General features: G+C 66.9%; 25 protein-coding genes. 17 read left to right on the top strand and 8 right to left on the bottom strand.

What is annotated here, in order from left to right; genetic code table 11:
• Nucleotides 1-121: 121 nt before the first annotated feature.
• A complete protein-coding gene (locus ACFWUU_RS34350) occupies nucleotides 122-274 on the top strand; it encodes a hypothetical protein (RefSeq protein WP_380182045.1) in 153 nt (50 codons plus the stop codon).
• A 60-nt stretch (nucleotides 275-334) separates the two neighbouring features.
• Here the strand turns inward: ACFWUU_RS34350 and ACFWUU_RS34345 are convergent, their stop codons facing one another.
• Entirely contained in the window at nucleotides 335-592 is a 258-nt protein-coding gene (locus tag ACFWUU_RS34345) for a hypothetical protein (protein WP_137259666.1), read from the bottom strand.
• 344 nt (nucleotides 593-936) lie between these two features.
• On the opposite strand from ACFWUU_RS34345, the gene secD reads away from it, so the two are divergent.
• From secD to ligD, 4 genes are all read left to right on the top strand, one after another.
• Nucleotides 937-3,237: a protein translocase subunit SecD gene (secD, locus tag ACFWUU_RS34340; RefSeq protein ID WP_380182042.1), complete on the top strand. Its 2,301-nt coding sequence runs from the start codon at nucleotides 937-939 to the stop codon at nucleotides 3,235-3,237.
• Nucleotides 3,238-3,283: 46 nt separating this feature from the next.
• Nucleotides 3,284-4,090, top strand: coding sequence for a hypothetical protein (locus tag ACFWUU_RS34335; protein ID WP_380182040.1), 807 nt, complete (start codon nucleotides 3,284-3,286; stop codon nucleotides 4,088-4,090).
• Between the two features lie 67 nt (nucleotides 4,091-4,157).
• Nucleotides 4,158-6,152 carry an ATP-dependent DNA helicase gene (locus tag ACFWUU_RS34330; protein WP_380182038.1) on the top strand — a complete coding sequence of 665 codons (1,995 nt, stop codon included), beginning with the start codon at nucleotides 4,158-4,160 and terminating at the stop codon, nucleotides 6,150-6,152.
• Complete coding sequence (ligD, locus tag ACFWUU_RS34325) at nucleotides 6,149-7,126, top strand: non-homologous end-joining DNA ligase (protein ID WP_380182036.1); 978 nt, start codon at nucleotides 6,149-6,151, stop codon at nucleotides 7,124-7,126. The genes ACFWUU_RS34330 and ligD overlap by 4 nt, the downstream gene beginning before the upstream one ends.
• A gap of 174 nt (nucleotides 7,127-7,300) precedes the next feature.
• Here ligD and ACFWUU_RS34320 read toward each other — a convergent pair whose 3' ends face one another.
• Nucleotides 7,301-7,810, bottom strand: a complete 510-nt coding sequence (locus tag ACFWUU_RS34320; RefSeq protein ID WP_380182034.1) for a glutathione peroxidase — start codon at nucleotides 7,808-7,810, stop codon at nucleotides 7,301-7,303.
• A gap of 48 nt (nucleotides 7,811-7,858) precedes the next feature.
• Nucleotides 7,859-8,608, bottom strand: coding sequence for a transcriptional repressor LexA (gene lexA, locus ACFWUU_RS34315; protein WP_233715238.1), 750 nt, complete (start codon nucleotides 8,606-8,608; stop codon nucleotides 7,859-7,861).
• 368 nt (nucleotides 8,609-8,976) lie between these two features.
• Between lexA and ACFWUU_RS34310 the strand changes: the two genes are divergently transcribed.
• Entirely contained in the window at nucleotides 8,977-9,528 is a 552-nt protein-coding gene (locus tag ACFWUU_RS34310; RefSeq protein WP_380182032.1) for a LysM peptidoglycan-binding domain-containing protein, read from the top strand.
• Here ACFWUU_RS34310 and ubiG read toward each other — a convergent pair.
• Together ubiG and ACFWUU_RS34300 are read right to left on the bottom strand one after the other, a co-directional pair.
• Nucleotides 9,488-10,297 (bottom strand): bifunctional 2-polyprenyl-6-hydroxyphenol methylase/3-demethylubiquinol 3-O-methyltransferase UbiG, encoded by an 810-nt coding sequence (gene ubiG / locus ACFWUU_RS34305; protein WP_380182029.1) that lies wholly within the window; start codon nucleotides 10,295-10,297, stop codon nucleotides 9,488-9,490. The two genes, ACFWUU_RS34310 and ubiG, sit on opposite strands and share 41 nt — an antisense overlap.
• On the bottom strand, nucleotides 10,287-10,853 hold the full coding sequence (locus ACFWUU_RS34300) for a GNAT family N-acetyltransferase (protein WP_380182027.1): 567 nt from the start codon (nucleotides 10,851-10,853) through the stop codon (nucleotides 10,287-10,289). Before ACFWUU_RS34300 ends, ubiG begins: the two co-directional genes overlap by 11 nt.
• Before the next feature lie 74 nt (nucleotides 10,854-10,927).
• Between ACFWUU_RS34300 and ACFWUU_RS34295 the strand changes: the two genes are divergently transcribed.
• Complete coding sequence (locus ACFWUU_RS34295; RefSeq protein ID WP_380182025.1) at nucleotides 10,928-11,509, top strand: TetR family transcriptional regulator; 582 nt, start codon at nucleotides 10,928-10,930, stop codon at nucleotides 11,507-11,509.
• Here the strand turns inward: ACFWUU_RS34295 and ACFWUU_RS34290 are convergent.
• Nucleotides 11,502-12,452 (bottom strand): nucleoside hydrolase, encoded by a 951-nt coding sequence (locus ACFWUU_RS34290; RefSeq protein ID WP_380182024.1) that lies wholly within the window; start codon nucleotides 12,450-12,452, stop codon nucleotides 11,502-11,504. The genes ACFWUU_RS34295 and ACFWUU_RS34290 overlap by 8 nt on opposite strands.
• Before the next feature lie 84 nt (nucleotides 12,453-12,536).
• Between ACFWUU_RS34290 and ACFWUU_RS34285 the strand changes: the two genes are divergently transcribed.
• From ACFWUU_RS34285 to ACFWUU_RS34270, 4 genes are all read left to right on the top strand, one after another.
• Nucleotides 12,537-13,316 carry a glycerophosphodiester phosphodiesterase gene (locus ACFWUU_RS34285; RefSeq protein ID WP_380182022.1) on the top strand — a complete coding sequence of 260 codons (780 nt, stop codon included), beginning with the start codon at nucleotides 12,537-12,539 and terminating at the stop codon, nucleotides 13,314-13,316.
• Between the two features lie 43 nt (nucleotides 13,317-13,359).
• Nucleotides 13,360-14,955 (top strand): glycoside hydrolase, encoded by a 1,596-nt coding sequence (locus ACFWUU_RS34280; RefSeq protein WP_380182020.1) that lies wholly within the window; start codon nucleotides 13,360-13,362, stop codon nucleotides 14,953-14,955.
• A 293-nt stretch (nucleotides 14,956-15,248) separates the two neighbouring features.
• A complete protein-coding gene (gene nrdR / locus ACFWUU_RS34275; protein WP_130449420.1) occupies nucleotides 15,249-15,743 on the top strand; it encodes a transcriptional regulator NrdR in 495 nt (164 codons plus the stop codon).
• Between the two features lie 131 nt (nucleotides 15,744-15,874).
• A complete protein-coding gene (locus ACFWUU_RS34270; protein ID WP_137259677.1) occupies nucleotides 15,875-18,760 on the top strand; it encodes a vitamin B12-dependent ribonucleotide reductase in 2,886 nt (961 codons plus the stop codon).
• 137 nt (nucleotides 18,761-18,897) lie between these two features.
• Here ACFWUU_RS34270 and ACFWUU_RS34265 read toward each other — a convergent pair whose 3' ends face one another.
• Entirely contained in the window at nucleotides 18,898-19,680 is a 783-nt protein-coding gene (locus ACFWUU_RS34265; RefSeq protein WP_380182018.1) for an aldo/keto reductase, read from the bottom strand.
• A gap of 253 nt (nucleotides 19,681-19,933) precedes the next feature.
• Here ACFWUU_RS34265 and ACFWUU_RS34260 point away from each other — a divergent pair, with 253 nt between their 5' ends.
• Complete coding sequence (locus ACFWUU_RS34260) at nucleotides 19,934-20,563, top strand: hypothetical protein (RefSeq protein WP_130449426.1); 630 nt, start codon at nucleotides 19,934-19,936, stop codon at nucleotides 20,561-20,563.
• A gap of 231 nt (nucleotides 20,564-20,794) precedes the next feature.
• Nucleotides 20,795-21,757 (top strand): hypothetical protein, encoded by a 963-nt coding sequence (locus tag ACFWUU_RS34255; RefSeq protein ID WP_380182015.1) that lies wholly within the window; start codon nucleotides 20,795-20,797, stop codon nucleotides 21,755-21,757.
• 59 nt (nucleotides 21,758-21,816) lie between these two features.
• Here the strand turns inward: ACFWUU_RS34255 and ACFWUU_RS34250 are convergent, their stop codons facing one another.
• Nucleotides 21,817-22,110 (bottom strand): hypothetical protein, encoded by a 294-nt coding sequence (locus ACFWUU_RS34250; RefSeq protein ID WP_233715241.1) that lies wholly within the window; start codon nucleotides 22,108-22,110, stop codon nucleotides 21,817-21,819.
• Between the two features lie 140 nt (nucleotides 22,111-22,250).
• Between ACFWUU_RS34250 and ACFWUU_RS34245 the strand changes: the two genes are divergently transcribed.
• From ACFWUU_RS34245 to ACFWUU_RS34230, 4 genes are all read left to right on the top strand, one after another.
• Nucleotides 22,251-22,604, top strand: coding sequence for a helix-turn-helix domain-containing protein (locus tag ACFWUU_RS34245; RefSeq protein WP_137259679.1), 354 nt, complete (start codon nucleotides 22,251-22,253; stop codon nucleotides 22,602-22,604).
• A gap of 51 nt (nucleotides 22,605-22,655) precedes the next feature.
• Nucleotides 22,656-22,859 (top strand): KTSC domain-containing protein, encoded by a 204-nt coding sequence (locus tag ACFWUU_RS34240; protein WP_134111686.1) that lies wholly within the window; start codon nucleotides 22,656-22,658, stop codon nucleotides 22,857-22,859.
• Between the two features lie 68 nt (nucleotides 22,860-22,927).
• Nucleotides 22,928-23,155, top strand: coding sequence for a hypothetical protein (locus ACFWUU_RS34235; protein ID WP_137259680.1), 228 nt, complete (start codon nucleotides 22,928-22,930; stop codon nucleotides 23,153-23,155).
• 68 nt (nucleotides 23,156-23,223) lie between these two features.
• The gene (locus tag ACFWUU_RS34230) at nucleotides 23,224-24,537 is read left to right on the top strand and encodes a serine hydrolase domain-containing protein (RefSeq protein ID WP_380182012.1); all 1,314 of its coding nucleotides are present in this window, start codon (nucleotides 23,224-23,226) and stop codon (nucleotides 24,535-24,537) included.
• Nucleotides 24,538-25,194: the final 657 nt, after the last annotated feature.

Below are 25,194 nucleotides of genomic sequence, written 5' to 3'. Positions count from 1 at the left end.
CCGAGTGTGCACCCGCTCTGGGCAGGCGAGAAAGGTCCCAGACGCGATGTCGGATCGATGCCGAAGTGTTCGTGGCAGGTGTGCAGGCCGCCGACGGCGCCCACTGAACTAGCAGGCCCAGGTGACGATCTTCCCGGTGATCAACAGCCGGAGCCAGAGCAACGACAACCGGATCTTCGAGGGCACGGGCGACTTCGACCTGGAGCTGATCGTGAGCCACACGTTCGACGGCCACACCCAGCAGCTCGTCTACCGCCCCAACCTGCGCACCTGAGTTCGCGGGTGGCATCCCACCTCCGAGAGGGGATGCCACCCGCGCGATCTAGCGTTTAGTTCATTCCTCCCACTGGAACTGCCAGCCCGGAGCGCACGGCCACTCCGGTGCACAGGTCGAGTTCGGATCGTGGTACCAGACGTCGGACACCGCGTACCCGTAGTGCCGGTACACGTTCTGCTTCTGGATGCACTCGTCCTGGGTCGCGCAGGTGACGGTGTGGATGGTTTCGGTCTGCGCCTGCGCCACCGTCGCCCCACCGGCGACCACAGCCACCGCGGCCGCACCCATCGCAACCATTCGCCCGATCGATCTCATGGAACCTACCTCTCACGTCGCGAACATATCGTTGCCTTATGCAACTCTCCGTCACGCTAGTGCCGGATCCGCCACCCCATCAATCGATTCGACCCCAATGGAAACCCGTTTGACGAACTGGTGCTGTGGGCAACAACTACCGGTGGTCTATCGACAACTGACCGAGACCTGCCGACCGCCTGGTTCGTGATAACCGGAGGGGAGGACGATCACCCGCGACCCAGTCGCTTGTGCATTTGTTCGCCGTACCGGTTGAATAGCGTCCGTACACTGTGCGTCCACGCTCGCGTGGGTGCTCTCTGTCACGACATCCGCACCGCGGGTGCCCAGCTCCGGAGGCTTCGGTGAACCGGTCGTCCCTCATCCGTGTACTGCTCGCGTTCTTGGTCCTCGCGGCGTCGACGTACGTCACGCTGACCGCGAAACCACAGCTGGGTCTCGACCTGCGCGGTGGGACGCAGATCGTGCTCGAGGCCAAGGACTCTCCGACGGTGAAGGCGACCAGGGAGACCACCGACAAGGCCACCCAGGTGCTGCACCGGCGGATCGACGCGCTCGGCGTCAGCGAGCCGAACGTCACCCGCCAGGGCGAGAACCGGATCATCGTCGAGCTGCCCGGCGTGCAGGATCCGCGTGAGGCCGCGAAGGTGATCGGCAAGACCGCGCAGCTCACGTTCCACGAGGTGCTCGACCAGGTCGCGACGAAGCCGGCCAAACCAGCGGCGGGGGAGTTGTACCTGCCCAGCGAGAGCGGCCAGGGCTTCCTCCGGCTCGCCAAGCCTGCGATGACCGGCGAGCTGGTCAGCGGCGCGGAGGGCCGGCTCGACCCGCAGCAGGTCGCGCAGGGCTGGTTCGTCGAGATGAACTTCAAGGGCGACGGCGGCAAGATCTGGTCGACGATCACCGGCAAGGCCGCCTGCAACCCGGTCAACACCGCGCCGCGGCTGATCGCGATCGTGCTGGACAACGAGATCATCAGCGCGCCGCAGGTCGACCCGAACGGCGGCAACCAGCTCTGCAACGTCGGCATCACCGGCGGCACCACGACGATCTCCGGCGCCTTCACGGAAGAAGAGGCGAAGGACCTCGCCGCGTTGATCTCCGGTGGCGCGCTGCCCGTTCCCGTCCAGGTGATCGACCAGCGGACCGTCGGCCCGTCGCTCGGTCAGGACGCGATCCAGGCCAGTGCCCTCGCCGCGATCATCGGCCTCGCGCTGACCGCTCTGTTCATCATCGTCGTCTACCGCCTGGTCGGCCTGATGGCAGTCCTCGGCCTCCTCGGGTACGCCGCGATGTCGTACGCCGCCCTGACCGTCCTAGGCGCGACCCTGACCCTGCCCGGCCTGGCCGGCTTCGTCCTGGCGATCGGCATGGCCGTCGACGCCAACGTCCTCGTCTTCGAACGCGCCCGCGAGGACTACATAGCCGGTCGAACAGACGGCCTCCGCAGATCCCTCCGCAGTGGCTTCCAGAACGCCCTCTCCGCGATCGCGGACTCCAACATCACCACGCTGCTGGCGGCCGGTCTGCTCTTCTTCCTCGCCGCCGGCCCGGTCCGCGGATTCGGCGTCACGCTGTCGATCGGCGTACTCGCCTCGATGCTCTCTGCCCTAGTCGTCACCAGAGTCTTCGCGGAGTTCGCAGTGTCACGCGGCTTCGTACTGCGCCACCCCGGCCTGAGCGGGATCGCCGGCCACGGCAAGGTCCGCACCTGGCTGGAGGCAAGGCAACCGGCCCTGATGAAGCACAGCCGCCGCTGGCTGGTGATCACGGCCGTCGCGATCATCGTGAGCGTGGCCGGCGTCGCCGTACGCGGACTGAATCTCGGTATCGAGTTCACCGGCGGCCGGCTGCTCGAAGTCAGTACGACGCAACCCGTCACGCCCGACCAAGCCCGTGCCGCCGTGGGCGAAGCCGGATACCCGACCGCCGTTGTGCAGGCGTCCGGCGCCGACGACATCACCGTCCGCACCGGGACGATCAGCGACGACGAGGCCGAGAAGATCAAGGAGTCGATCTCGCGGATCGGCGGCGGCGCCGAGGTGATCCGCAACGAGAGCATCGGCCCGTCGCTCGGTGAGGAATTGCGGAACAAGGGCCTGATCGCCCTCGGCATCGCCCTGCTCGCCCAACTCGCGTACCTGGCTGCCCGGTTCCGCTGGACCTTCGGCGCCGGCGCAGTACTCGCGCTGGTGCAGAACGTCGCGGTCGTGGTCGGCGTCTTCGCCTGGACCGGGAAGCCGATCGACAGCATCTTCCTCGCCGCGATCCTGACGATCATCGGCTACACGGTGAACGACTCCGTCGTCGTCTTCGACCGCATCCGCGAGACCCGTAGCGCTCGTGCGACCGACAACCTCGGCAAGGTCATCGACACCGCGATCGTCAACGTCCTCCCGCGGACCATCAACACCGGGATCTCGACCCTGTTCATCCTCAGCGCACTGCTGTTCCTGGGCGGCAACTCATTGGCCGACTTCGCCCTCGCGCTGCTGCTGGGCATCCTCGTCGGCACCTACTCGTCGAACCTCACCGCAGCGCCACTGCTGCTCGAGCTCGAACGGCGCTACCCGGCGCCACCGCCGCGCCCGAAGCGCCCCCAGGTCGACCGCGACGCCCAACCCGACCGAGGTGCCGTCGTCTGAGCGCACTCAGCTACCTGTCAGCTTGGCGGTACTAGCGTTCGGGCTCATGCGAATTCGCGTGTTCTCTGCTCCAAAGGTCCCGGCGGTCTTCTTCATGTTCTGGGTCGTCAAACTGCTGACGACCGGCATCGGGGAGACCGCCTCGGACTTCCTCGGCACCATCAGCATCCCGCTGGCCGCTGTCATCGGGGTCGGCGGCTTCTTCACCGCGCTCTACCTGCAACTCAAGGCCAACACCTACCACCCGGTGCGTTACTGGGCCACCGTGCTCGGCGTCGCTCTCTTCGGCACGATGATCGCGGACGGACCGCACGTCGCGCTCGGTACGCCGTACTGGTTCGACTCGATCGTGTACCTCGTCCTGCTCTGCGGCCTGCTGACCTGGTGGCGACGCAGCGAGGGCACGATCTCGGTGCACTCGATCACCACGGCCCGGCGTGAGCGGTTCTACTGGGGTGTCGTCCTGCTCACCTTCGGCCTCGGTACTGCGGTCGGTGACGCGACCGCCATCGACTTCGGCCTCGGCTTCACCTGGTCGATCCTGCTCTTCGCCGTACTGATCGTGGTTCCGCTCGGCCTGTGGAAGCTCGGCCTCAACGTCACGGTCGCCTTCTGGGCTTCGTACGTACTGACCCGTCCGCTCGGCGCCTCGGTCGCCGACTGGCTCGGGAAGGGCACCCACGAGGGTGGTGTCGGCTGGGGACTCGGCCCTGTCACCGGGATCGGGCTGCTGCTGTTCGCGGTGTTCGTCGCCTACCTGACCGTGACCCACAGCGACATCGACCACGCGGCCGTCCACGCCCGCGAGTCGGCAGCCGGCGAACCCGATGCTGTCCTCGACTCAGCGTCGTAGCGCACGCCTGCGTTATCCACACCCTCGCCCGCCGGACCGGAAATCTGTCGGTCCTCCGGGCTAGGGTGTGGCGGTGGGTGTCGATGTGCGGGAACTGCTGGAAGCTGCCGTGGCCGGGATCGCCGGTCAGACCCGGCCGGGGCAGGTGGAGATGGCGCAGGCCGTCGACACCGCGATGCACGACGGATCGCATCTGCTCGTGCAGGCCGGCACCGGCACCGGCAAGTCTCTCGGGTACCTCGTGCCCGCGCTGCTGCACGCGATCGAGGACCGCCGCGTGGTCGTCTCCACTGCGACCCTCGCGCTCCAGTCGCAGCTCGTCGACCGCGACGTCCCCGCGCTCCTCGACGCGACCGAGAAGCTCCTCCCGCGCAGACCGAAGTACGCGATCCAGAAGGGGCGGAACAACTACGCCTGCCTGCACCGGATCCGCGAGGGCGCGCCGGACGATGACGGGATGCTTATCGACGTGCCGCCGCCCGGAGAGGTCGGCCGCCAGGTCATCGAGCTGCGCGACTGGGCCGAGCAGCAACTGGCCGACGGCGAGGCCGGCGACCGGGACCACGCGCCCTCCCACCAGTACCAGGCCTGGCAGCAGGTCGCGATCGCCGCGCGCGAGTGCCTAGGCGCGCAGAAATGCCCGTACGGCGAGGAGTGCTTCGCCGAGAAGGCCAAGGAGCACGCCCGCAAGGCCGACATCGTCATCACCAACCACGCCCTGCTCTCGATCGACGCTTTCGAGAACCGGACCGTCCTGCCCGAGCACGACGTCATCATCGTCGACGAGGCCCACGAGCTGCCCGCCCGGGTCACCGGCGCCGCGGGTGACGAGCTGTCGCCGCAGATGGTCGAGCGTGCCGCCAAGCGGGCCCGCCGGTTCGTCGACGACGACAAGGCCGACGACCTGATCGACGCGTCCGACGCCCTCCGTGCAGCCCTCGACGGCACTCGTGAGGGCCGGATCGAGGCGGCCAACGGCCCGGTCCTGGAGGCAGCCGCTCTGATCCGTGACGCGGCACGCGGGATGTACTCCGACCTCAACAAGAAGTCCGACGACAAGGACGACGACCCCGACGGCGCCAAGCGGCAGTCCAAGGGCGCGGTCAAGGAGATCTTCGACGTCGCCGAACGCGTCGCCGCCCTGAGCGATCTCGACGTCGTCTGGATGATCGATCGCGACCGCTTCGGCCGCGAGCTCCGGATCGCCCCGCTGACCGTGGCCGGCCTGCTCCGCGAGCTGGTGCTGCGCGATCGGACCGCCATCCTGACGTCCGCGACCCTGACGCTCGGCGGTGACTTCGACGCGATCGCCCGCCAGGTTGGCCTGCGTCCTGCGGACAAGCTCGCTGACGACGAGGAGATGCCGGAGCTGGAGGACTCTCAGACGGCTCCGCTGCCGTGGCGCGGTCTCGACGTCGGCTCCCCGTTCGAGTACGAGAAGCAGGCGATTCTGTACGTCGCGAAGCATCTGCCGCCGCCGCACCGCGACGGCCTGGGCAAGAAGCAGTTCGAGGAGATCATCGACCTGATCACCGCGGCCGGCGGCCGGACGCTCGGGCTCTTCTCGTCCCGTCGGGCCGCGGAGGCAGCGACCGCCGCAGTACGCGAGGCCACCGACCTGAAGGTGCTCTGTCAGGGCGACGCACAGCTCGGCGAGCTGGCCCGCGAGTTCGTCGACGACCCAGAGACCTCACTGTTCGGGACGCTGTCGCTGTGGCAGGGGATCGACGTGCCGGGCTCAACCTGCAACCTGGTGATCATCGACCGCGTCCCGTTCCCGCGCCCCGACGAGCCGCTGATGGCAGCCCGCCAGCGAGCGGTCGACGAAGCGGGCGGCAACGGGTTCATGGCCGTCGCCGCGACGCACGCCGGCCTGCTGCTCGCACAGGGCACCGGCCGGTTGATCCGCCGCAGCACCGACCGCGGCGTCGTCGCGATCCTCGACCCCCGCATCGTCACCCAGCGGTACGGCGGGTTCCTACGCGCCTCTTTGCCCCCGATGTGGCCGACCGCCGATCGTGAGAAGGTGCTCGGCGCCTTGAAACGACTGCAGTCCTCATGAGTCCTGCCGGTCCGCCCGTGCTGCCGATGATGGCGTCGCTGGGGAAGATACCATCGGGTCCGGGCTGGTCGTACGAACTGAAATGGGACGGCATCCGCGTCATCGCCGAGGTCGACGACGGGGTGTGCCGGCTGTGGTCGCGCAACAGCCACGATGTCTCGGGCGGGTACCCGGAGCTCATCGGCCTCGCCGAAGCGCCGGGGCTGCGGCTGCCCGCCGTACTCGATGGTGAGATCGTCACGCTGGACGACCAGGGCGCGCCGTCGTTCGGTCTGCTGCAACGGCGGATGCACGTGCGCGATCCACGCCAGCTCAGGCATTTGATCACCGAGGTCCCGGTCTCGGTCCGGCTCTTCGACGTACTCCGCTTCGACGGCAAGTGGTTGCTAGAGGCAACGTACGACGACCGCCGTGGACTGCTCGACTCGCTGGACATCGGCGATCCGTTCTGGGAGATCCCGCCCGCATTGCAGGACGGTTCGGAAGCGCTGGACCAGTCCGCCGCCCAAGGGCTCGAAGGTGTCGTGGCCAAGCGGCGAAAGTCGCGGTACCTCCCGGGACGTCGGAGCTCCGACTGGATCAAGATCAAGCCGGTGCAGACCAGGGACGTCGTGCTGTGCGGATGGCATCCGGGGGAGGGCAACCGGGAGGGGATGATCGGTTCCTTCTACTGCGGCGCGTACGCCGAACCGGGTGGCGAGCTCGTGCTGATCGGCAAGGTCGGATCCGGCCTGGACTTCGCGACCCTCGACATGCTCAGCGCCGAGCTGTCCGGGCTCGAGGTCGACCGCCCGGCGTTCGACCCGTCGAGCATCCCGATGACCGACCGGCGGCGTGCGCACTGGCTCGATCCCGTCCTGGTCGCCGAGGTCACGTTCTCCGGCTGGGGCGGCGACGGCCGGCTCCGGCATCCGGTCTGGCGTGGACTGCGCCTCGACATCAACCCGGAAACGGTTCTGGTCGACGCCGGCTGAGCGACATGCAGGCAGGCAAGGTAATTGTTCGGAATGCGGTGCGAAATTCTGTGGCACTGAGACGATCAGTGTTCAGCTGTCGCAGAAAACAAGGCCTTTTCGCCAACACCGGTAGCGAACCTTGGTGCTCTTCACGCTGAACGACTTGTTGCGTACGGCCCCGAACCTGATGGGTCAGTCGTTCGTTTCCCTCGACGGCGCCGGCACTGCCAGCGCAGCCTCGATCTTGTCGGCCAGCTTCTCCGGCGAGTGGGTGGGCGCGTAGCGCGCGATCACCCCACCGTCACGGCCGATCAGGAACTTGGTGAAGTTCCACTTGATCCGACCGCCGAGCAGGCCGCCCTGCTCGCGTTTCAGCCAGTTGTACAACGGGATCGTCCGCGATCCGTTGACATCGATCTTGGCGAACATCGGGAACGTGACGTGGTAGATCGTCGAGCAGAAGTTCGCGATCTCGTTCTCGTCACCGGGCTCCTGGTGGCCGAACTGGTCGCAGGGGAAACCGAGCACAGCGAAGCCCTGCCGGCGGTACGTCCGGTAGAGCTTCTGAAGACCTGTGTACTGCGGAGTCTGGGCACACTGCGACGCCGTGTTCACCACCAGGAGGACCTGGTCGCGGAAATCGGCAAGAGACTGTTCACTGCCTTCGATCCGCGTGGCGCTGAAGTCATAGACAGTCGTCATAGCTCAATGCTGACACGACACGCCGGACTTCGCTCGCCGTCTGACATGTCAGACTCGGCGCAGAACTGTTACGACCTTTCCGAGAATGACGGCGTCCTTACCGTCGATCGGCTCGAAGGCCGGGTTGTGCGGTAGCAGCAGGATCTCGGTCTTGGTCTTCTTGAACGTCTTCACGGTCGCCTCGCCGTCGATCATCGCGGCCACGATGTCGCCGTTCTCCGCGGTCTGCTCCTGCCGGACGACGACCCAGTCGCCGTCGCAGATCGCCGCGTCGATCATCGACTCGCCCTTGACCTTGAGCATGAACAGCGTGCCCTCGCCGACCATTGCCTTAGGCAACGGGAAGACCTCTTCGATCTCCTGCTCGGCCAGGATCGGGTTACCGGCGGCGATCTGGCCGACCACCGGAACGTAGACCGCGTCCGGATGCGCGTCGCCCGCACCGGTCTCGTCGTACGACGTCTGCCGCACCGAGCCGAGCGCCGAACGGCGGGCGGCCGCGTCGACCTCGCCGGGGTAGCGGACCTCGATCGCCCTTGGCCGGTTGGGATCGCGGCGCAGCAGACCCTTCTGCTCGAGCACGCGGAGCTGGTGCGACACCGAGGAGGAGCTGGTCAGCCCGACCCGCTCGCCGATCTCGCGCATCGAGGGCGGGTAGCCGCGGCTGTCCACCGAATCGCGGATCACGTCCAGCACGCGGCGCTGGCGCGGGGTCAGCCCGGTCGCGTCGGCCGGACCGTCGGGCAGCTCGGTCACGGTCCGGTCATCCTTGCTGGAACCGCTCGGCGTCCTGGCCATCGGTGATTGCTCCTCGGGTCGGGCCGGCGATCACACCACCGGCCGAAGCTTGCTCGACAGTGATGACCGTAGACCGAATCCTGAGATTCTTCAAACATCTGTTCGAAGGCGTGTCGGTTCGCACATCTGTTCGTGTGTCAGGTTATAAGCCGCACGCGGGCAACTTCGGCGTCAGGGAATTTCATGGGCGTGTCCTGGTTGGAAGTGGTTGCGCGACGGGCACCTGTCGGTTAATCATTCGCACAGACGTTCGATCGAACAGGTGTTCGGTCAGGTCGGATCGGCCGCTCTTCAGAAACTGTCGGAGGCGGCCGGTAGACAGGACCTAACACCGCAGGACGCGCACTGACCGAGGTCTGGAGGATCCGATGAGCACAGCAGCTCTCGCGGCAAACGCACTGGCACCGCGACGCTCGCCCGAGCCCGCGCACCGCTCACCCGAGCCGATGCAGCGCTCGGTCCCGCCGGCGACGACGGCTCCGTCACCGGAGACCACGCCGCGCCGTCGGCCCCGGATCCAGGGTGCGACCACCGACTCGCTTCCGGTTCGTGCCTGCTCCGGCGAGGCGCTCGGCCGGCACGCCACGCCGACCCGTCAGCGCCCGGAGATCGAGCCGTCCACGCTTCGCCTGACCCGCCGCGGCCGGATGCTGCTGACCGCGCTGTCGGTGCTGATCTTCGGCTCGGCGATCGTCGTCCTGGGTCTCCGCGTGACCGGCGTTCTCCAGCCCGGCCCGCACTTCACCCACACCGTCCCGGTGCAGGTGGCGCCTGGTCAGACCCTCTGGTCGATCGCGCAGAACACCAATCCCACCGAGGATCCCGCCACGATCGTCGAGAAGATCGCCGACCTCAACAAACTCTCCAGCCCGGCCGACATCACGCCTGGCGAGACGCTCCAGATCCCGATCGCCGGCTGATCTTGGTGGCATACCCGAGGTAGGACAGGTCGACCCGCTGCACCCGGCCGATGTCCATCAGCCGACTCGCCTCGCCGAATGACAGTCGACCGAGTCGCATCCGCAGGAAGTTCCATCCCAACGAAGCCACGCCAGCCCTCGGCCCGAGCCCGACGATCTCGCCCAAGCGCAGCCCATGCCGGCGCAGAATCTCCTCGAGCTCGATCGGCTTGATGAACATCGCCCAGGAGTGCACGCCGGTGTCGACGACCCGCGTCAGTCGCCACTCCTGCAGCAGCTTGATGAAGAACAACTTCGACGCCAAGGTCCGGTTGATCGTGTCGAACAGATAGACCCCGCCAGGCTTCAACACCCGGGCCGTCTCCGCGACAACCTGATCCAGCTCCGCGACATGCTCGAGCACGTCACAGCAGTACGCGATATCGACGCTCTCGTCCTTGAGCGCCAGCCGTTCGCCCACGCTCACGGCGTACCCGATCTTCAATCCGTACGCCGATGCGTGCTGCCGCGCCGTCCTGATCGACACCTCTGACGGATCGACGCCGACCACCCGGCAGCCGATCTGTGCGAACTCCTCGGCCAGAAAGCCACCACCACAGCCGACATCGACGGCCCACAAGCCGGCCGGATCGCGACCGAGTCGATTGAGGACGTCGCGGAAATAGGCGAACCGCGCAGGCGTGAAGCTGCCGTTCAGCGCATTGAGTGGATTCGACTCGTCCCACCAACCGCCGCCCAGCCGGTCGTAGATCGCGTTGTCAATTGGCATCGCGCCAATCGTCCTCCAGCAATGCGTACACGTACTCGTTCGCCCATTCGCCCTTGAACTGCAGCGCGTCGATGAAATGCGCCTCCCGACGCATCCCCAACCGCTCGAGCAACCGAGCCGACGCGTCATTCCGATCGTCCAGCACCGCAACGATCCGATGCAGCCCGAGCTCCTCGAACCCGACGCGCAACATCTCCCGCGCCGCCTCCGCCGCCAGCCCTTTCCCTTGGTACGACGTGTGCAGCGCGAACCCGATCTCGCCCTGACGATCGGTCTCGCTCGCCCACTTCAAGAGGACCTCGCCGATCACGGTCCCGGTCTCGCGCAGTTCGATCGCGAGCACCAGCCACTGACCCGGCTCCGTCAACTCGCCCTGCGGAAGCTTCTTCTCCAGCGCGGCCCGCGTCTCCTCGCGATCGCGCACCGGCCATGGCGTGTACCTCACCACCTCCGGCCGCGAGTGGAACGCGTACAGGTCGTCCAGGTCGTCCATCCGATGCGGCCGCAGCTCCAGCCGCTCGGTCCGCAGTGGGTACGCGGGTCGGAATCCAGTCACGGCACCATCCTCGGCTACGCTGTCTAATGACGTTAGACAGTACCCGCGCCCGATCACCCCGACAACGAGATTTCATGACCAAACGCGACCCGTCGTCTCACGCGGCTGCCGGTATCACCGTGGCCGCGATCGCCGACGCTGCCCTCGCGGTCATCCGCATTAGCGGCGTGGACGGCCTCACGATGCGCGCGGTTGCCGAGCGCCTCGACGTCCGCGCGCCGACTCTCTACCACCACGTCCGCAACAAGTCCGACCTCCTCGACCTGGTCGCCCGCAACGCCTTCGACCAGTTCACGGCAGACAACGCGGCGTACGAGAAACTCCGGACCATCGACGAGTGGATCGCCCTGACGAGATCCGGCTCCCTCGAACTGCGCGCCTTCTACGCAGATCACCCGGGTCTGGCCGGACTGATCCAGTCGAAGGCCACGCCGGATCGCGATCAAGGCGACGGATCTCGCGCGGAACTCATCCGCGTCCAGATCGACGCCCTCGTCCGCCTCGGTGTACCGGAGCCCGAGGCGCGTCACCTGTTCGAAGTCACCGCCCGCTGGAGCCTGGCTGCGGTCGTTGCGGAATCAGCCGAAGTCTTCACCGAAGGCTTGGACCTGTTCCTGTACGGCGTCCGCGCCCGCCTGGTCGATCTGGTCAGCTGACGGTCGCGAGCCACATCTCGGCGTACCGCTTGCCGTCCACCGCCGTTGCGACCTGAACCGTCGTCGGCGAGAGCCCGTGCGGATCGCTGGTCAGATCGGCCGACCAGTCCCGCGTGTCGACGATCGTGCGCCCGCGCGACCAACTTCCCGACAATTCGATGCGCACCGGGAACGGCTGGGTCGTCAGCCCGGACGGATCAATCACCGCGCACACCGCGCCGCCGTCGCCGATGCTCGCGCCATCGGCCTGATACAGCTCGCTCCGCTTCTCGATCAGCTTCCGCGCGAGCTCGGCCGACTGCGATCCGCTCAACCCGCGTGCCTGGTCCAACGTGACCACCACGTCGTAGAAGACATCGAGCCCGTACATCGTCGTCGGTACGCCGAGTTCCCCCGCCGCGGTCAGCACGATCGCGGCCGCCTCCGGATCGGTCCAGACGTTGAACTCCGCCGACGCCGTCGCGTTCCCGATCCCCGCCGCGCCACCCATGAACACGATCTCGCGCAGCCCGGCCGCCGCGTCCGGATACGTCCGCAGCAGCAACGCGATGTTCGTCAGCGGCGCCAACGGGATCAGCGTGATCAGATCACCGGTCGCCGCGGCCTCCCGCAGTACGTCGCGCAGCAGCTCGACCGCATGCCGCGGATCCGTCGTCCGCGTCGACCGCGCCCAATCGATGTCACCCAGCCCGTCCTCCCCGTGGACGTGCCGCGCCATCCGCACCGGCTGGAGCAGCGGCACGGCGGCGCCGCGCGCGACCGGCACATCCGGCCGGCCTGCGGCGTCCAGCACCGTCAGCGTGTTCCGCACGACGTCATCAAGTCCGACGTTGCCACCGGCGCACGTCACGGCCTTGAGGTCGAGCTCGGGGTGCCGAGCGGCGAGCAGCAGTGCACAGGCGTCGTCCAGGCCCGTGTCGACATCGAGAATCACCGGCTTCATGCCGACATCCTCACATCCGGCGTTGGCCGTCGCTTCATCATCGGCTCGGGCGCCGTTCGTCTCGGCCCGCTTATCTGCGTGGTGATGTCTCGGACCGAGTCGTTCCTCCGGGCGCCCGGCGCACAGTTGCGGATCTGGGCGCATCGCGGCAATTCCTCCGCGGCCCCCGAGAACACCGCCGCCTCCGACGAGGCCGCCCGTCGTGCCGGTGCCGAGTGGATCGAGAACGACGTACGGACGACGAAGGACGGCGTACCGGTCGTGCTGCACGACGAGACTGTCGACCGCACCACTGATGGGACCGGTCCGATCCAGTCACTTACGGCAGCTCAGGTCGCGAAGCTGGATGCGGGCTCGTGGTTCGCGCCTGCGTTCGCCGGGCAACGGGTGCGCACGCTCGCGGCGCAGCTCGACGGTTTGAAGACCCGCGGCGGCAATCTGCTGCTGGAGATCAAGGGCGAGCACGCGCGGGCCTCCGTCGTACGGATCGTGCAGGAGATCCAGGTGCATCGGATGAACGGCCGCGTGTTCGTGCAGAGCTTCGAACCGCAGCACCTGCGCTGGGTCCACGAACTCGCGCCAGAACTCCCGCTCGGCCTGCTCCGCTTCACGCTCGATCCGGATCCGGTGGCGATCGCGAAGGACCTCGAACTGACGTCGTACAACCCGTCCGACGCGGCCTTGCAGACTCGACCGGCGATTGTCCGCGAGCTGCATTCGGCCGGCGTAGCGGTCAACGTGTGGACGGTCGACGACCCGAGCCGCTGGGACGCGCTCGACCGGGCCGGGGTAGACGGCATCATCACGAACTGCCCGGCGGAACTCGCGGGCTGGAACGCGGGACGGTTCGCGCTTGTAGGCTGAGCGGTGGCTGTTTATCGATACAACGATCGAGAGGGCCGCCCGGATGACTCAGACAGCGCGCGTGACCGTCAATGCCGCCGCCGACCTCGGGCCGCTGGACCGGATCTGGGCCAGCCTCGGGTACGACGAGATCAACTGGACCTACACACCACAGGGCAGTCGCACGCTCCGGACCATCGGCGCGTTCGCGGAGACGCCGTACCACGTCCGGCCGCACAACATCTTCACCAGCGGCACGGGCCTCGGTCTGCCGCACTGGGGGAGCGGCAACGTCTACCACGAGGACGCGGACGGTACGCCGTACTACGACTTCACCATCGCGGACCTGACGTACGACGCGATCGTGAATGCCGGCCACCACCCTCTCGTCGAGCTCGGGTTCACCCCGCTGGCGCTCGTCCCGGAATACGCCAAGACCGAGTTCGCCTACGAAGGCAGTCCGAGCCTCTATAGCGAGTACGAAGCCGGCTGGTGGTCCTATCCACCCAAGGACTTCGGCAAATTCGCCGGACTGGTTGCCGCGCTCGTCGAACACGTGCTGGATCGCTATGGCTCCGACGAGGTCCAGCACTGGCTCTGGGAGCTGTGGAACGAGCCGGACATCACCTACTGGCGCGGTACGCCGGAGCAGTACCACGACCTGTACGAGCAGACGGCCAAGGCGATCCGCGCGGTCTACCCGGCGGCCAAGGTGGGTGGCCCAGCGGTCACAGGTGGTGGTGACGCGTTCTTGCGTGACTTCCTGGAGGCATGCGCCGACCGCGACCTGCCGGTGGACTTCGTTTCCTTCCACACCAAGGGCGCGCACTTCACCCCTTGGCGCATGTACGGCCCGATCGGTGCGCCGGCGCCCGTCCAGCAATCACCGTCGACCGCCAAGATGCTCCGCGAGATCGACACAGCGCTCACGGTCATCGACGAGTTCCCGCAGTACGCCGGGAAGCCTGTCATCGTCGACGAGTGCGACGCCTCGGTGCCGGCGCACTGGGGGATCTACGACAACGCCAACTTCGCGTACCGCAACACTGAGTACTACCCGGTCTTCCAGGCGCAGCTGATGAAGCAGATCCTCGAACTCAACGAGCGGCACACTGCGAAGGTGCACGAGGCAACGACGTGGAGCTTCTCGATGGAGGGGGAACGGTACTTCGAGGGCACGCGCAGCTTCGTCACCGCGTCCGGCATCGAGAAGCCGCTGATGAACGCGTACCGCGCCTTCGCCCGCCTCGGCGACCGCCGCCTCAGTGCTGTCGGGACCGACCTGCCGGACGAAATCGACGCGATCGCCAGTCGCGAGGGGTCGAGCATCTCGGTCCTGGTCTGGCGCCACACCGACGACCAGTACGCCGCCGACGCCGCGACGATCCCGGTCGAACTCGAGCTCGAGGGCCTCGAACCCGGCCGCTGGACCGTCGAGCACTTCCGGATCGACCGCGACCACAGCAACAGCCACACCATCTGGCAGGGCCTCGGCTCGCCGCAGGACCCGACACCCGAGCAGCTCGCCGTGATCACCGCGCGTCAGGGACTGGAACGACTCTGCGACGACACGCCGATCGATGTCGATTCGGGCTGTTCGCTGGCCCTCGAACTGCCGCTCCCGTCGCTGAGTCTGGTCGTGCTCACGAAGGTCGGCTGACCCACCTGGGAGGCCGTAGTTTGCGCCTCGAAAGGGTCATTCGGACGGCGCCACGCGGGAGTACACGAGCCCGCGTGATTGTTGGAACTTGTGAGACCTGGGAGACACGCGCGGGCGATCGGGGCGTGCTTGCAAACTGTCGGAGCAGCGATCTAGGATCCCTAGATGTAGTGGTTACACGGGTGTAATTTTCCACAGGTAGTGGTTGGTTGCACACAGGTTCTACACAAGTTGTCCCCAGGCCGATCCGCAACCTGCCCCCTCCGGGGCAGTCACGGGAGGAGTGATTCGTCGTGCACTGTCCGTATTGCCGGCACGCCGACTCACGGGTGGTCGACAGCCGGGTGGCCGAGGACGGCGGAGCGATCCGCCGCCGGCGTCAGTGCCCGGTCTGCGAGAAGCGGTTCACCACTGTCGAGCAGATGCAGCTCACGGTCGTGAAGCGCTCCGGCGCGACCGAGCCGTTCAGCCGGGAGAAGGTCATCAACGGGGTCGGGAAGGCATGCAAGGGCCGGCCGGTGAACGCCGACCAGCTCGCCCGCCTGGGTCAGAAGGTCGAGGACGCGCTGAAGGGCAGCGGCTCGCCGGAGGTTCCCGCGCACGAGGTCGGACTCGCGATCCTCGGCCCGCTGCGGGAGCTCGACGAGGTCGCGTACCTGCGGTTCGCGAGCGTGTACCGGCAGTTCGAGTCCGCCGACGATTTCGAGACCGAGATCGCGCTGCTGCGGGCCGAGAAGGAGCCGCAGGGCACCGAGCCGGGCCAGCTCAAGCCGACCCAACAGACGTAAACCGGGGGAACGGCAGTTCCAAGTAGTTCCAAGCAGTTCCAGGAAGTACCGGCGGTATGTGGCGTTCACGCAGTACTCCAACGGGGCGGTCCCGACAGACCGCGGTAGTAGACACAGGGCGAGGAGCAACCATGACAGAGACGGTGACCGGCCACTCGGGGTCGACCAAGCGGTCGGCGGCCGGGTTCCGCGGGCGGAAGAACGCGCCCACGGGACTCACCATCGAGCGCGTCTTCAGCACCGAAGGCGTCCACCCGTACGACGAGGTGACGTGGGAGCGTCGCGACGTCGTACAGCAGAACTGGAAGACGGGTGAGACGGTCTTCGAGCAGCGCGGGGTCGAGTTCCCCGACTTCTGGAGCGTCAACGCCTCGACCATCGTCACCACGAAGTACTTCCGCGGCGCGGTCAGCCACGACAACCGGGAGTGGAGCCTCAAGCAGCTGCTCGACCGGGTCGTGAAGACCTACCGCAAGGCCGGTGAGGACCACGGCTACTTCACCTCGCCCGGCGACGCGGAGGTCTTCGAGCAGGAGCTCACCTGGCTGCTCCTGCACCAGTACTTCAGCTTCAACTCGCCGGTCTGGTTCAACGTCGGGACGTCCTCGCCGCAGCAGGTGTCGGCCTGCTTCATCCTCGCCGTGGACGACTCGATGGAGTCGATCCTGAACTGGTACAAGGAAGAGGGCCTGATCTTCAAGGGCGGCTCGGGCGCCGGTCTGAACCTGTCCCGGATCCGTTCCTCGAAGGAGCTGCTGCAGTCCAGCGGCGGCACCGCCTCCGGCCCGGTCTCGTTCATGCGCGGCGCGGACGCGTCGGCAGGCACGATCAAGTCCGGCGGCGCCACCCGGCGCGCGGCCAAGATGGTCGTGCTCGACGTGGACCACCCGGACATCGAGGAGTTCGTCGACACCAAGATGCGCGAGGAGGAGAAGATCCGCATCCTGCGTGACGCGGGCTTCGACATGGACCTCGGCGGTCGCGACATCACCTCGGTGCAGTACCAGAACGCGAACAACTCGGTCCGGGTCTCGGACGAGTTCATGCGCGCGGTCGAGGAGAAGGGCGACTTCGGGCTGCGGGCGCGGCTCGACAACTCGGTGATCGAGACCGTCGACGCGCGGAACCTGTTCGACAAGATCGCCCAGGCCGCGTGGGCCTGCGCCGACCCGGGGCTGCAGTACGACGACACGATCAACGACTGGCACACCACGCCGGAGACGGGCCGGATCACCGCGTCCAACCCGTGCTCGGAGTACATGCACCTGGACAACTCGTCCTGCAACCTGGCCTCGCTGAACCTGATGAAGTTCCTCCGCGACGACGACCTCTTCGACTCGGAGAAGTTCGTCAAGGCGGTCGAGCTGATCATCACCGCGATGGACATCTCGATCTGCTTCGCGGACTTCCCGACCGAGGCGATCGGCGTCACCACCCGCGCCTACCGGCAGCTCGGTATCGGCTACGCCAACCTCGGTGCGTTGCTGATGGCAACCGGTCACGCGTACGACTCGGACGGTGGTCGCGCTCTGGCGGGCGCTATCACCTCGCTGATGACCGGTACGTCGTACAAGCGCTCCGCGGAGCTGGCCGGCATCGTCGGTGCGTACGAGGGCTTCGAGCGGAACAAGGACGCCCACACCCGGGTGATGCGCAAGCACGCGGCGGCCAACGACGCGATCCGGACGATCCACGAGATCGACAAGGACGTCCACAAGCACGCGGCGGAGGCGTGGGACGGCGTACTGAAGGTCGGCGCGAAGAACGGCTGGCGGAACGCGCAGGCCTCGGTGCTCGCACCGACCGGCACCATCGGCTTCATGATGGACTGCGACACGACCGGTATCGAGCCGGACTTCTCGCTGGTCAAGTTCAAGAAGCTGGTCGGCGGCGGCTCGATGCAGATCGTCAACCAGACGGTCCCGCGGGCGCTGCGGCAGTACGGCTACACCGAGGAGACGATCGAGGCGATCGTCGAGTACATCGCGGAGAACGGCCACGTCGTCGACGCCCCGGGCCTGAAGCCGGAGCACTACGAGATCTTCGACACCGCGATGGGTGAGCGGGCCATCAAGCCGATGGGCCACGTGCGGATGATGGCGGCGGCGCAGCCGTTCCTGTCCGGCGCGATCTCGAAGACGGTGAACCTGCCGGAGACCGCGACGGTCGAGGAGATCGCCGATGTGTACTTCCAGGGCTGGAAGCTCGGCCTGAAGGCGCTCGCGGTGTACCGCGACAACTGCAAGGTCGGTCAGCCGCTGGCGGACGCGAAGGCGAAGAAGGCCGTCGAGGCCGAGGCCGCCGTCGCGGAGAAGATCGTCGAGAAGGTCATCGAGTACCGGCCGACCCGCAAGCGTCTGCCGAAGTCGCGTCCGTCGCGCACCACGTCCTTCACGGTCGGCGGCGCCGAGGGCTACATGACCGCCGGCTCGTACCCGGACGACGGTCTCGGTGAGGTCTTCCTGAAGATGGGCAAGCAGGGTTCGACGCTTGCCGGTGTGATGGACGCCTTCTCGATCGCGATCTCGATCGCCCTGCAGCACGGCGTACCGCTGGAGACCTACGTCCAGAAGTTCACCAACCTGAAGTTCGAGCCGGCCGGTCTGACCGACGACCCGGACGTCCGGATGGCGCAGTCGATCATGGACTACATCTTCCGCCGCCTGGCCCTGGACTACCTGCCGTTCGACGAGCGGGCCGCCCTGGGCATCTACTCGGCGGACGAGCGGTCCCGGCAGCTCGACACCGGTTCCTACGAGCCGGCCCCGGTCGAGGTGTCCGAGGCCGAGTCCCTGAAGGCGGTCGAGCCGGTGGAGCCGTCCGCAGCTGACAAGCCGGTCGAGGCGGCCTCCGCCAAGCCGGTCAAGGGCGAGGCCCACACCACCGCCGAGATGCTCGAACTGATCACCGGCACCTCGGTCGACGCCCCGCTCTGCTTCACCTGCGGCACCAAGATGCGCCCCAGCGGCTCCTGCTACGTCTGCGAAGGCTGCGGCAGCACCTCCGGCTGCAGCTGATCCACCGGTCGGAAGCTGGCTGCCTGTGCAGAGCCACAGCAGCCAGCTACCTCCCGAACTGATAGCGCCACGGCCCCCGGGAACTTCCCACTTCCCCCGGGGGCCGAGGTGCGTGCCAGGGCTACTGCGCCACGGGATCAGTGGCCGGAGCGGTCCGAGTCGGCGGCGGCTTTCGCCGTACCGTCCAGGTTGGTCAGGGCCGTCAGCTCGTCGGCCGTCAGGTCGAAGTCGAAGACGGCCAGGTTGTCTGCGAGGCGGCCGCGGTCGGCTGACTTCGGGATGGGTACGACGTCCTGCTGGGTCTCCCACCGCAGTACGACCTGGCCCGGCGTCCGCTCGTACTTCTTGGCGAGCTCCTGCACCGCCGGGTTGCTGAGCAGGTCGGTGCCCTTGCCCAGCGGACTCCACGCCTCCGTCACGATCCCGTGCTTGGCATGGAACTCGCGCTCGGCGGCCTTCGCCCACACCGGGCTCAGCTGTACCTGGTTCACCTCCGGCGTCACACCGGTCTCGTCGATCAGCCGCTGCAGGTGCGCCGGCTTGAAGTTCGACGTACCGATAGCGCGAACCAGGCCGGCGTCCCGAAGCGCGATCAGCCCCTGCCACGCCTCGACGTACCGATCCTGGTCCGGGTTCGGCCAGTGGATGAGGAGCAGGTCCAGGTACTCGAGGCCGAGCTTCTCCGCGCTCGCCTCGAACGCCGTCCGCGCGCCCTCGACGCTGTGCCACCTCTTGTTGAACTTCGACGTCACGAACACCTCGTCGCGCGGCACACCCTTCAGCGCCCGCCCGACGCCGACCTCGTTGCGGTAGTTCTCCGCCGTGTCGATCAGCCGATACCCGAGCTCGAGCGCCGTACTCACGGCCCGCTCGGCATCCGCATCGTTCATCGGCGACGTCCCGAGCCCGATCCGCGGCATCGCAGATCCATGACTCAAAGTGACGGTTGGGGCCTGACTCATCCAACTCCTCCTTCGGCTGACGCTGCCCGGACACCGTACGCCGATCACAGTCCGCACCCTCTGTGCCGACCGTCCGGAACCGGCCGGATCCGCCGTACGCCGTACGGCCCGGGTGCCCTGTCTCAGGCCCGGGAAACCACCCTGCGAACTGTCGGATCCGTGGTTCATGATGGTCCCGTGGGGCCTCGAAACACGTTGGAGGGGTGGGCAAATGAAGAACCGTCTGATCACTCTGGTGGACCTCGGTCTGGACAGCTCGTTCGATGCGTCGATGACGTTCGTCCAGGGCATCACGGGGAACATCAACGCAGGCTGGAACCGGCCGGTGATCGACGTGAACTTCATCCGCAGCCGCGATCACGAGACCGCCTTCTCCGCCCTGACCACCCCGTCCTCGGTCCTGCACGTGATGGCACACGGTGACCACAGCGAGGAGCCGTCGTTTCTGTCCACGGACGGTCAGACCCAGGTTTCGCTCCGCTCGCTGGCCGATTGGTTCCTGGATCGCCAGTGGGGAATCGCCAGCGGCGTCGTCATCGCCGACGGCTGCAAGACCGGCATCGGCAAGTGGCAACGCGCGATCCGCGACTGCCTCCAGGACGACATCACCTACATCGGCACCAGCACCGTCATCGGCTGGTACGAAGCAACCGTCTTCTGCTCCGCATTTTACGGCGCCCTGGTCCGCAACCGAGGCCTCGGCCGCACCCCCGCCGAGCAAGGCTGGGACGCCGCCAACCGAGCCATCCGCGCCTACGAAACCCTCACCGACCAACGCTGCCCCTACAAACCGGTCCTCCTCACCCCCTCCCGCCAAGCCCTCCGCTCCCTGACCGGCTGACCTGTTCGTCCCCGGCAGGTGGTCAGGCGCCGGCGTGTCCAGGTCGTGGGCGGCGACACGCTTTTGGTGACTACTTTGGGTGAGGTATGTGAAACTTTTTGTGGACTCGTCGTGTGGCGCAGTCTGTGGTCTGGGTTGCCGGTGGCTCGGATGGTGTGAGGGCGGGGAAGCCGTCTGAAGTGCATTGGCCGACCTGCTGACCTCCGCCCGACGCGGTGAAGGAACGCGCCCATGAAGCTCCACCGGAACTCCCTCCTGACTGCTGCCGCGATTGTGCTGGTGCTGTACCTCGTGTCGCTGGTCGTCGGCCTGCCGGGCTGGTCGGCCGTGGTCCTCACCGTGGTGCTCCTGGTCCTGCTGGCCGTCGTCTGGAAACAGCCCGACGAACCCCGTCCAGTGGTGACCAAGCCGGCGCCGCCGTCCGTCGTCCTGCCGGATCCAGATCCCGTCTTCACCGGTCCACCGTCGCGGACGGTGAGCGACGTACGGCTGCCGTCCGCGTCGCCCGACTTCCAGTTCAGCTTCTCGGCTGTGGTCCAGTGGTCGACCGTTCTGTCGGGATCGCGCCATGCGGACCTCGGCGCAGTAGCAGTCGACGCCTTGCTGGAACGAGCGCGATCGCTGACCGCGAGGCAGCAGGTGACCGAGGAGTCGCTCAACCAGCACCGCCTTGCGGCGCTTCTCGGCGAACCTGCGCTCGACGAGAAAGGCCTGGTACGCAGCTGGGCCACCGAGGTGCGGCTGCGACTGCCGGATGCGGATCACAAGCACCTCCTGCATCTGGCCGCCCTGCATCGGCGGGAGCAGACCACTCTGCTCGAGCGCCGGATGGAGCAGGACAAACGCGCCTACTTGAAGGACGACGTCTTCGCCACGCCTGGCTCGGCCGCGGTCTGGTGGCTGGTCAACCACCCTGGCGACGTGGAGACGGCACTTGGTCTCCTCGACACCCTCGCCGAACTGTCGGCCGCGGCGAACGATCTCCCCATCCGCCGTACCTCGGCAGAGGAGATCGAACGCCAACGACCGACCCGCGCCGAACTCACCTTCAGCGCGGCAGTCGACGATCTGAAGGACATCGACTCCGACGCTGCGGAGCCGCAACAGAACGGCGTGAAGAGCCCGACCGACGAGTCGAACCAGCGTCCGGTGCCACGGCACGCGCCGTACCGGGAGCAGTTCTACTCGGAGTAGGCCGGTGAGGCGGGCCGGCTGCAGGGTGGGTCCGCCCCACCGAGATCGGCCACGCATAGCTACTCGTCCAGCCAGCGGATCGTGCTCGATCCACTGTGACCGTGGATGGTCAGCAGTGCGTCGATGCCGTCCGGCCACACCGTGGTGGTCGCGAACCGGCCACCCCAGTGCAGCGCGACTGTCCCGTCGCTCCACTCGACACCTTCGGCGATCACGCCCGTACCGCTGACACCGGAGGGGTCGGCGTGACGGACCAGCTGGAAGCAGCGTGGCCCGGACGTGCTCGCGACTTTCAGATGGCGCCGCCGTGTGGTCCGCGGCAGCGTCGCGGTTCTTCCGGTGATCTCGTCCATGCGCCAAGTCAACGCGTGGCCGGCTGTCCTCACCAGGAACTCAACCGGTATCCACAGCGCACAAATTCTGCCCACCGGCGGTCACCTGATCGCCATATTCTGATAGCAGGGAGTAACCGACAGGCAAGGGAGCGACAAGGATGACAGTCATCGACGAGTGGACCGGTCGGCACGCGCACGCCTTGCGTACGGCGCTGCGCCTGACCAACGAAGCCTTCGCCGAGCACCTCGGCATCTCGCCGCGCACACTGACGAAATGGCGGGAGAGACCGGAGCTCGTGCCCAGTCCCTTCCTCCAGGAGGCGCTCGACACTTACCTCAAGCAGGCGCCACCCGACGCCCACCTCCGTTTCGCCGCCAACCTGGGCCTCGACCAGCGGCGGGTGCCGATCGACGACACCGTGTTGGTCCAGCTCAACACGGCCCTCGGCGACCTGGCCCGCGCCTTGGCACGACTGCAGACCGACGATCCGGAGCGATCTCGCACGGCTTGACCGCGAGCGGCAGACTGGGCGCCGCAACGCGAGGTGCGGAAGGAGCCACAGATGAGGCGACGCCCGGTGAATTCGTCGAGTGTGCGGTCGGTCGGATGGTCCGACGGCACGCTGGAGCTGGAGTACGTGAACGGCTACGTCTACCAGTACTTCGACGTCCCACAGCCGACGTACGCCGCGCTCCTGGCCGCGCCCAGCATCGGCGCGTACATCAACAAGCACATCAAGCCGTACTACGAGTTCCGCGAGATCTGAGTTTCTGTCAGGTTCGCGGCGGGCACCGGAGGAGCGCAGCACGGGGGCACGTCGAACAGGAGATGGACATGGCTACCCGAAGAGCTTCTGCGACCCGTTCCCGCGCGATCTCGATCATTCTCGTCATCTGGCTGCTGATCGGCCTGGCCGCCGCGGTGCAACGAAACTACTTCGAGAGTTCGCGCACGTCGTGCGCCAAGGTCGGGACGGTGGTCGTCACGATCATCGCCGGCCCGCTGAACTACGTCGGCGCCAACCCGAAGATCGACTGCAACGCGCCTCAGCCGTCGCGGTAATCCGGGTCCGGCGAACCGTGTCCGCCGTACCGTTCCAGCACAGAACTGGATCGGGAGGGGACACGGACATGCTGGAAGAGGAGATCAAGGCCGAGCTCGAGAGATTCAACGTGCCCGGCGCGAGCTGGGTGGTGATCGAGGACGGTGCCGTCCACGAGACCGGTACGGCCGGTCTGGTGGCGGCAGACGGATCTCAGGCCGTCGCGCCGGACACGTTGTTCCAGGCCGCATCGATCAGCAAGCCGATCGCGGTACTGGCGATGCTGAGGCTGGTCGATCGCGGCCTGCTCGATCTCGACGAGGACGTCAACCACAAGCTCACGTCGTGGCAGGTTCCGCCGACCGGGGCGTGGCAACCTGTCGTGACGCTGCGGCAGTTGGCCAGTCACAGCGGCGGCCTGACTGTGCACGGCTTCCCTGGGTACGTGGCGGGAGCTCCACTGCCCACGACACTGCAGATCCTCGAAGGTGTTAGACCGACCAACACTTTCGGCGTACGCGTCGACCTCGTGCCGGGCACACAGTTCCGGTACGCCGGCGGCGGCACGATCGTCATGCAGCAACTCCTGGAAGACGTCACAGGTACGCCGTTCCGCGAACTCGCTCGTGAGCTCGTCCTCGAGCCCCTCGGCATGTCCGACAGCGATTACGCCCATCCGCTCCCACCAGAACTCCATGACAGGGCCGCCGTCGCACATGACGAACGGGGACGCCCACTCGAAGGCCGATGGCACGCGTACCCCGAGCTGGCCGCTGCCGGTCTGTGGACGACGCCAACAGACCTCGCCAAGGCAGCCATCGGCGTTCAGAAGATGTACGCCGGAGCCGACGGCGCACTGTTGCCGCCCGAGCTCGCCCGGGAGATGTTGACTCACCAGCTCGCCGCAGGACAGCGGATCGGGGGGCTCGGGCATCTGGGACTCGGGTTCTTCCTCAACGACTCCGGTCAGCGGTTCGGGCACAGCGGGGGCAATGCGGGGTTCCGCTGTCACCTGCTGGCGGACAGGGACACGGGACAGGGCGCCGTTGTGATGACGAACGGCGACAACGGCGGCTGGGTCGTACAGAGAGCGTTCGCCGCGGTGGCCTCGGCGTACGGCTGGGAGGAGTACCCGGCCGAGGTGGAGGCGCCGGATCTGCCGAGGGACGAGGTCCTGACAGAACTCGTCGGCACTTACCGGCTGGACGGCAGGATGCGGTTCACGGTGGAGCGCTGGGGGAGTGGCCTGGAGGTGACGTTCGACCGTCAGCCTCCGCAGCTGTTCATGGCGAGGTCGGCGACAACCTTCAGCGCGATGGAAACCGAGTCAGGGTTCGAGGTGCGCGACGGCGGACTGGCCTTCGAGCAGGAGGGAGTCGTGCTCGACTGCGTCCGGGAATAGGTGCTCGGGCTGTCCGGTTACACCTGATGCCGTCCGGTTCGTGACCCCGGGCCTCAACCTAAGCCGCTACGAGCGGCCACTCGCCGAGAGGCGTCTGCTGGACGGTGCGGTACTTGACGAGGTGGGAGCCGGCTGACCGGCTCCCACCTCGTTGTCACCCTCACGAAAACGACTTGTGTGGGTGCGGCATGATGGAGATGTCGCTCGCGGAGACGTGAGTGAGTGATGTGACCAGAGGGACCAGCACTGCTTCCCTCGACGCCGGCTGACCGGTGGCGAGGACGGGTGCCGAGGCGCTCGGACGAAGGTCCGGGACCCCGATTTGCATCCGCACCATGAATGTCAGTAATGTTCTTCTTGTTGGAGCGAGGCGCAGGACGCGAAAGCGGCCGGCCCTTCAACAAACTCCCTGAAGGTCTCGGAAGCCGAAACACGCCTCGGCGGGTTTCGGACACTGAGTCGCGCAGGGAGACTGGATCGAAAAAGGCCGATTTGACCGGCCGGAAGCGAAACAGTAAAGTTGGGCGAGTTGCCCCGGAGCTTCAAACGAAAGTCTGAAGCACGGTGTGCGTCCGATTCTTGAGAACTCAACAGCGTGCCGAAAGTCAATGCCGAAATTTAGCATTATCCCCGTTCATGGGCTTCGGATGATTTCTG

The organism is Kribbella sp. NPDC058693 (genome assembly GCF_042715335.1).
GTDB classification, from domain to species: domain Bacteria; phylum Actinomycetota; class Actinomycetes; order Propionibacteriales; family Kribbellaceae; genus Kribbella; species Kribbella jiaozuonensis.
This window is presented reverse-complemented; position numbering and strand designations above follow the sequence as displayed.

Excerpts from the sequence above, each read along its gene's own strand:
- ACFWUU_RS34345 (WP_137259666.1), bottom strand. The coding sequence starts at position 592 with ATGAGATCGATCGGGCGAATGGTTGCGATGGGTGCGGCCGCGGTGGCT.
- ACFWUU_RS34335 (WP_380182040.1), top strand. The coding sequence starts at position 3,284 with ATGCGAATTCGCGTGTTCTCTGCTCCAAAGGTCCCGGCGGTCTTCTTC.
- ligD (WP_380182036.1), top strand. The coding sequence starts at position 6,149 with ATGAGTCCTGCCGGTCCGCCCGTGCTGCCGATGATGGCGTCGCTGGGG.
- ACFWUU_RS34320 (WP_380182034.1), bottom strand. The coding sequence starts at position 7,810 with ATGACGACTGTCTATGACTTCAGCGCCACGCGGATCGAAGGCAGTGAA.
- lexA (WP_233715238.1), bottom strand. The coding sequence starts at position 8,608 with ATGGCCAGGACGCCGAGCGGTTCCAGCAAGGATGACCGGACCGTGACC.
- ACFWUU_RS34310 (WP_380182032.1), top strand. The coding sequence starts at position 8,977 with ATGAGCACAGCAGCTCTCGCGGCAAACGCACTGGCACCGCGACGCTCG.
- ubiG (WP_380182029.1), bottom strand. The coding sequence starts at position 10,297 with ATGCCAATTGACAACGCGATCTACGACCGGCTGGGCGGCGGTTGGTGG.
- ACFWUU_RS34295 (WP_380182025.1), top strand. The coding sequence starts at position 10,928 with ATGACCAAACGCGACCCGTCGTCTCACGCGGCTGCCGGTATCACCGTG.
- ACFWUU_RS34290 (WP_380182024.1), bottom strand. The coding sequence starts at position 12,452 with ATGAAGCCGGTGATTCTCGATGTCGACACGGGCCTGGACGACGCCTGT.
- ACFWUU_RS34285 (WP_380182022.1), top strand. The coding sequence starts at position 12,537 with ATGTCTCGGACCGAGTCGTTCCTCCGGGCGCCCGGCGCACAGTTGCGG.
- ACFWUU_RS34280 (WP_380182020.1), top strand. The coding sequence starts at position 13,360 with ATGACTCAGACAGCGCGCGTGACCGTCAATGCCGCCGCCGACCTCGGG.
- ACFWUU_RS34270 (WP_137259677.1), top strand. The coding sequence starts at position 15,875 with ATGACAGAGACGGTGACCGGCCACTCGGGGTCGACCAAGCGGTCGGCG.
- ACFWUU_RS34265 (WP_380182018.1), bottom strand. The coding sequence starts at position 19,680 with ATGCCGCGGATCGGGCTCGGGACGTCGCCGATGAACGATGCGGATGCC.
- ACFWUU_RS34260 (WP_130449426.1), top strand. The coding sequence starts at position 19,934 with ATGAAGAACCGTCTGATCACTCTGGTGGACCTCGGTCTGGACAGCTCG.
- ACFWUU_RS34255 (WP_380182015.1), top strand. The coding sequence starts at position 20,795 with ATGAAGCTCCACCGGAACTCCCTCCTGACTGCTGCCGCGATTGTGCTG.
- ACFWUU_RS34250 (WP_233715241.1), bottom strand. The coding sequence starts at position 22,110 with ATGGACGAGATCACCGGAAGAACCGCGACGCTGCCGCGGACCACACGG.
- ACFWUU_RS34245 (WP_137259679.1), top strand. The coding sequence starts at position 22,251 with ATGACAGTCATCGACGAGTGGACCGGTCGGCACGCGCACGCCTTGCGT.
- ACFWUU_RS34240 (WP_134111686.1), top strand. The coding sequence starts at position 22,656 with ATGAGGCGACGCCCGGTGAATTCGTCGAGTGTGCGGTCGGTCGGATGG.
- ACFWUU_RS34235 (WP_137259680.1), top strand. The coding sequence starts at position 22,928 with ATGGCTACCCGAAGAGCTTCTGCGACCCGTTCCCGCGCGATCTCGATC.
- ACFWUU_RS34230 (WP_380182012.1), top strand. The coding sequence starts at position 23,224 with ATGCTGGAAGAGGAGATCAAGGCCGAGCTCGAGAGATTCAACGTGCCC.